Genomic DNA, 2,045 nt, shown 5'->3' with positions numbered 1-2,045 from the left:
AGAAGCCACATGTGTTTCGAAAAGCCACAAACAAAGTGGCTTCTCGGCAAACATGTGGCTTCTCAGCGTAAGACCCATAGTGGGGGGCTTTACATGTCGGGCCAATCGCGGTGCAGCGAATACTCCGTATCCCCATCACCACTATCGTTCAGGTGCCAACGCTGACCGGTACGGATATCAGCCTTGCGTAGGCGCGGGTTCGGATTATCCTTCTTACCCATCGTGGGGTCGTTCTTGCAGCCCCAACGAGTATCGTCTTCATCGCAGGTGCCGCCGACGCGGCCCACATCGACCCACCACACACGGATTAGCAGCGGGTCACTGGTTGCCTGTGGAGTCACCTTCATCATCTGCCAGGGTCCGCCATCCACGCGGAAGCGAGCCGTGTAGTGCACGGTCGCGTACGCGTGGAAGTTGCCGGAACGCTGGTAGGCGTAGCTGGTTTCCGTTTGTCGCGGACGTTCACGAGGGTAGGTGGCGACCGGTTTACCAGCGGTGTAGTGGGTTGCCTGGTCGCCGTTGCCGTACTCGATGACGTACGAGGAGGGCATGAGTTCAATTTCGACGTGTCCGGCGAGCATGTCTGCTTCAAGGCGGTAGGGGCCACCGTCATCAACATAGAAATTGACCTGGTCACCCTTGTAGACGTTGGGATCGCCTTCTGCTCGGCCAGTGCCTGCGGGGTTGTTGTAGGACTGGTGCAGGGTCGGCTTGCCCGGCTCTAGCGATTGGGCGGCCTCAATGATTTGCGCCATCATTTGTTCCCAGGTGGGGCCATCGTTTGCCTTGGATTTAGTGTCTTGAACAGCCTTGATGTCTGAGGGGATGCAGCTAGCGCTGCTGGGGTTGTGCATTCCCATTGCTGGGCGACCGCGGTCCATGAATCCTGCATCAGTTTCCGGGCTGAGGTTGGTGTGTTTATAGATACCGACTTTTCCTCCAGAGGTTACGCAGTAAAGGACGCCAGGGGTATTTTTGGAGGAGTAGACATCAAAACCACTGGGGTTGTGGCTCTTTTCCCATTCGTGGACTTGGGTTTTTGCTTTTTCCGCTGACTCTATTTCCTGGGTTTTACGTACAGTACCTCCGCCAGAAGAAACCTTGCCGTCAGAGCCTCTAGAAATATTAGAATTAGAATCAGGGCTGGATTTAATAAAAATAGTCTCACATACTTGTGCTGAATTTGGATTATTCGCGGCACATTCAGAGTATGAACTAAATTCCCCCTCAACCCCCCAAGTTGTAGCTAAATTTGAGAATATAAGAGCCGCAGAAATAATGGTAGCTTTAGTAATATTTTTCATGTTATCTACTAATTCTCGGCCTTTGTCGTAGATTCTACAAGCCAGCGGTCTCCGTTGTGGCGCAATTTAATATCCCACATATTGTTGTTATCTTCACTATTTTCATGATTTTCCCAGCTGCCGTCAGGCTCAACATACATAGCGTAAGTCCACTGGCGGTAGGCGCGCCAAATATAGGTCTCCCCGCCCTCAGACCATGGAGCACCATTGGCAATAAAATTATGGGTTCCAGCTACAACCCAGCCACCTCGTTGGTACAGGGAAGAAATCTTTTTATAGAAATCAATCTCTGATGTAAAGGATGGGCTCAAAAATTTAAGGGTTTCAGTGTAGTCTCCAGTCTGGATTGAATAATTTTCATGCAGAATCCATGCCCGGAGAGTCTTTTCCAGCCCGGAAATAGACTTCTCGCGGTAACCCTCTTCGGGCACAGGAGGCTTGGGTACATTCTGTGCAGGTCCCTGCCAGTCGGCCTTACGGTACTCCCCATCGGGTGCCTTCGACCCGCCCGAGTAGCCGCGGGTAATGACCGGGCTTGGAGTAGTCGAAGCGGAAGCCGCGTCAGATGCCGCTGCAGACGCCGAAGCCGACTCACTCGGCGCGGCGGAGGCGGTGGCTGCCGCCTCGTTATTTGCCTGCTGGCCGCACGCCGCTAGCAGGGCGCCCAAGCCCACAAGTGCGCCGCTACCCAGCAGGGTGCGGCGATTAAAGATGGTCGAATCCATAGAAGATACGCTCCTA

2 protein-coding genes are annotated in these 2,045 nt (G+C 53.5%); both read right to left on the bottom strand.

Annotated features, from left to right (window positions below; genetic code table 11):
* Positions 1-89 precede the first annotated feature (89 nt).
* Positions 90-854 (bottom strand): hypothetical protein, encoded by a 765-nt coding sequence (locus HMPREF2928_RS09280; protein ID WP_246823577.1) that lies wholly within the window; start codon positions 852-854, stop codon positions 90-92.
* A gap of 458 nt (positions 855-1,312) precedes the next feature.
* Complete coding sequence (locus tag HMPREF2928_RS06685) at positions 1,313-2,029, bottom strand: DUF6318 family protein (RefSeq protein ID WP_070687893.1); 717 nt, start codon at positions 2,027-2,029, stop codon at positions 1,313-1,315.
* Positions 2,030-2,045: the final 16 nt, after the last annotated feature.

This window comes from Rothia sp. HMSC072B04, from assembly GCF_001813725.1.
Classification (GTDB): Bacteria; Actinomycetota; Actinomycetes; order Actinomycetales; family Micrococcaceae; genus Rothia; species Rothia mucilaginosa.
This window is presented reverse-complemented; position numbering and strand designations above follow the sequence as displayed.

Excerpts from the sequence above, each read along its gene's own strand:
- HMPREF2928_RS09280 (WP_246823577.1), bottom strand. The coding sequence starts at position 854 with ATGCACAACCCCAGCAGCGCTAGCTGCATCCCCTCAGACATCAAGGCT.
- HMPREF2928_RS06685 (WP_070687893.1), bottom strand. The coding sequence starts at position 2,029 with ATGGATTCGACCATCTTTAATCGCCGCACCCTGCTGGGTAGCGGCGCA.